A 3467-nucleotide genomic window follows, 5' to 3' on the forward strand; every position below is an offset into this window, starting at 1 on the left:
TCTAGGGCAATTTACAAAGTTCTTCCCTTCTCCATCTAATGCATAAGCTTAAAACATTAGATGCTTTTGACAAGATACAAGAGGCAATAACCTCCTTTGCTTCTTCTAAAAGTTTATCTTTGAGACATTCAATGTATTCATCTTTTTCCATCACCCTCTCATAAACAATAATTCCGTGGGAACGTGTAATTTCAGTTGTATGATCACGAACAAGTTTATTAATTTTGAAACAATGTTTTTTATTCATAATGTTTCCTTTGATAGATATAAGAATTTCATTCAGTAAAATTAAACTGTAACTTTTGACTTAACCCAATGGTACAACTTACTCATTTTACCATCTTGTCCTAACATACCAGAGTTATTTTTATAAAAAGTGTCAACTATTAGCTTTATAGAACCTATAGCAGCAGAAAATACAGGATTTTTATCATATTCGCCATCAAGGCCACTGAGAGACTCAGGGGACCCAATTCGAACTTGTTTATTGAATATATAGCCTGCAATTTCCTTCATGCTTGTGAGTTGACTAGTTCCACCTGTGATCACTACTTTATTAATTGGATCTTTCTGCTCTTGAAATTGCTCTCTTACCATTTCAAGTATTTCTTCAACTCTTGGTCTTATGATGTTAATAAGCTCAGATTTGAATACTTGAGTAGGTTCATCATTTTCATTGTTTTGCATTGTAATGTACTCATTCTCATCTATTGAAGTTACGATAGTGCTACCATACAGTATTTTTATATACTCTGCACGTTCTATGCTTGTGCATAGCCCGTAAGCAATATCTCGAGTGATATGAACACCACCAATTGGAACGCTGCTTGCATACACAAGTTTCCCTCTTTTGAAAATTCCAATTGCAGTGCATCCACCGCCTATATCAACAATAGCAGTCCCGAGCTCTTTTTCATCTCCACTGAGACACGCAAGACCTGTAGAATATGCAGAAGCAATACAACCCGCCATATTTAATCCACCATTATTGGTAATACAGTTTTCAATATTGGTAAGCGCTGGACGCGAAGCAGTGACAACATTAACATCAGCAGATAGTCTTTTTCCGTACAATCCACCAACTTCTTTTATGTCAGTCATGTCATCCAAGTGATATTTTAGTGGTATATTGTGAATGATAACATTGTCTTCAATATATTTCTCAAATGTTTGAAAAACTACACGTCTTATATCACGCTCAGAAATCTCATGGTTAGCTGCAATAATTTCATTATGTACATTGAAAGATGAGATGCCACATCCAGCAATGTTTACATATATCTGATCTATGGTTTCTTCTGATACTTGCTCAGCTAAACCTATAGTTGATGAGATGGAGTAATTTGCGTGTTTTACATTAGTTATCGACCCACCGTTTACACCTTCTGCAATCTTATAACCCGTTCCTGTTACTTTATAGCTGAAGTTGCCATTTATCTTAACAATTAGACAAATAATCTTTGTTGTACCTATGTCTAAAACAGCAAAAACATTTCTCTTTGGTTTTGCTATTACTGCAGAGTACATTAGTTAACCTTATTACGCAATTTCATTTAAATTGTAGCTTTCTTTAATAATTTATATTTCTATTATAGATATAGCAACATTTTAATATACACTAAATTCTGGACAAAAGGAAAAGCAAAACATAAAATTATAATTTTTATGTCCATATTACCAATTGTAATTGCCCCTGATGAAAGACTAATCACACGTGCCAGTGAAGTAACAGATATAAACGATAAAATTAAAGAATTAGTAAACGACATGTTCGAAACTATGTATGATGCAGAAGGTCTTGGCCTTGCTGCAGTGCAAGTTGGGGTGCTGAAGAGAGTTTTTGTTATGGACATTCAGCTAGAAATAATTGAAAATGAGCCAGTAGGGTATGAATCGACTGGCAAATTTTACATGATTAATCCTGAGATTACAGAATTATCTGATGAACAAGTAATTCTCAAGGAAGGATGCCTTTCAATTCCAGAGCAAAGTCATGAAATTAAGCGTCCAAAGTATCTAACTGTGAAATATAAAGACTTAGATAATGAAGAACAAACACTAAAAGCTAGTGGTTGGCTTGCAAGGTGTATTCAGCATGAATTAGATCACTTAAACGGCATATTATATATTAGACATTTATCTAAATTAAAGTATGATATGGCCATGAAAAAAGCACAAAAGGTTAAAAAGTATCATGAGCAATGAAGACCTAGAATTATTAAAGTTTTACCATGAAGTGGGCGTTGATTGCACACTAACAGAAGGTGAAGAGGAAAAGAAAGTAGAAGAGGAGACAGATAGCAAGCTTGTGCAGCCTCCTGCCGTCCAAATCGAAGTCGAGAAAAAAGAGCAGCAATCCATGTTTCCAAGTGACTGGATAATTGAAGCAAGGAAACTTGCAAGTAAATGTAGTAGTGTGGATGAATTAAGAAGTGCAGTTGAATTATTTGAAGGTTGTGAAATAAAAAAAACTGCAACTAATACTGTCTTTTCCGATGGTAATCCAAATGCAAAAATTATGCTCGTTGGTGAAGCTCCAGGGGCAAATGAAGACCTTCAAGGCATACCATTTTGTGGTGCAAGTGGAATGTTGCTCGATAAAATGTTAAATGCAATCAATCTTGATCGCACTAAGGTATACATAAGCAATACTGTATTTTGGCGTCCACCTGGCAATAGAAAGCCAACCGACCTAGAGCTTGATATGTGCAGACCATTTGTTGAGAAGCATATTGCACTAGTTTCACCACAGATTTTGGTTTTAGTTGGTGGAATTGCGTGTTATAGCCTTCTTGACAGCACAAAAACTATATCGAATTTGCGTGGTAGATTTCATACGTACACTAACCAATATTTGTCCAATTCAATCACCACAGCCGCTATATTTCACCCAGCTTACCTACTGCGTCAGCCAATGCAAAAACGTTTAGCCTGGGAGGATTTGAAGAAGATTAGGGAGTATCTTGATAACACCAATAACTGCACAAATACCTAATAAAGTGGTAGACCTCTTGCATAGTTTTTTGCAGCATGTTAACAATCGTTAGAAACGAAAAAACTTCCTTGACAAACTCCGCCAGCCCCCTTATCATAAAATTGAAGCTATTGTATTTGCTTTCGCCAATCTGCAGATTAAAAGGTAAGGATTACTTAATGTATCGGCGTCTTATGTTTAATTTTTTGCAGTATATAGATACTGTATGTCTTTACAAAACTTCATCTACATCTAGATTTTTATCTAAATAAGCTGAACGCGCTTATAAAGCGTTACAAGACATCAAAAAATGCCAATACTCGACAGAGATAGTAAAAGACTAGCTAACTCGGGGATTCTTTGTCTTTTTTTCTGCTTAGTAAATTTCTTAAACATTTGCAGCGTAAGTTAGTTGCAATTAAAAGCGGCTGAATCTCGCTTGTCAAGCGTTTAAAACATAAAAAACGCCAATATTTTAAAGCGGATAATAACC

Annotated in this window: 4 protein-coding genes; 2 read left to right on the forward strand and 2 right to left on the reverse strand. The window is 35.2% G+C overall.

The genetic code is table 11. The annotated features are described in order from the left end of the window. Position 1: 1 nt before the first annotated feature. Both BA053_RS05685 and ftsA read right to left on the reverse strand, forming a co-directional pair. On the reverse strand, positions 2 to 247 hold the full coding sequence (locus tag BA053_RS05685) for a nucleoside triphosphate pyrophosphohydrolase family protein (RefSeq protein ID WP_065094807.1): 246 nt from the start codon (positions 245 to 247) through the stop codon (positions 2 to 4). Between the two features lie 41 nt (positions 248 to 288). Further along, positions 289 to 1527, reverse strand: a complete 1239-nt coding sequence (gene ftsA, locus BA053_RS05690; RefSeq protein ID WP_065094806.1) for a cell division protein FtsA — start codon at positions 1525 to 1527, stop codon at positions 289 to 291. A 138-nt stretch (positions 1528 to 1665) separates the two neighbouring features. Here ftsA and def point away from each other — a divergent pair, with 138 nt between their 5' ends. Together def and BA053_RS05700 are read left to right on the forward strand one after the other, a co-directional pair. After that, the gene (gene def, locus BA053_RS05695) at positions 1666 to 2205 is read left to right on the forward strand and encodes a peptide deformylase (RefSeq protein ID WP_065106857.1); all 540 of its coding nucleotides are present in this window, start codon (positions 1666 to 1668) and stop codon (positions 2203 to 2205) included. Further along, a complete protein-coding gene (locus BA053_RS05700; protein WP_065094804.1) occupies positions 2195 to 2995 on the forward strand; it encodes a uracil-DNA glycosylase in 801 nt (266 codons plus the stop codon). Before def ends, BA053_RS05700 begins: the two co-directional genes overlap by 11 nt. Positions 2996 to 3467: the final 472 nt, after the last annotated feature.

The sequence above is a fragment of the Wolbachia endosymbiont of Nomada ferruginata genome (assembly GCF_001675785.1).
Lineage (GTDB): Bacteria > Pseudomonadota > Alphaproteobacteria > Rickettsiales > Anaplasmataceae > Wolbachia > Wolbachia pipientis.

Excerpts from the sequence above, each read along its gene's own strand:
- BA053_RS05700 (WP_065094804.1), top strand. The coding sequence starts at position 2,195 with ATGAGCAATGAAGACCTAGAATTATTAAAGTTTTACCATGAAGTGGGC.
- def (WP_065106857.1), top strand. The coding sequence starts at position 1,666 with ATGTCCATATTACCAATTGTAATTGCCCCTGATGAAAGACTAATCACA.
- ftsA (WP_065094806.1), bottom strand. The coding sequence starts at position 1,527 with ATGTACTCTGCAGTAATAGCAAAACCAAAGAGAAATGTTTTTGCTGTT.
- BA053_RS05685 (WP_065094807.1), bottom strand. The coding sequence starts at position 247 with ATGAATAAAAAACATTGTTTCAAAATTAATAAACTTGTTCGTGATCAT.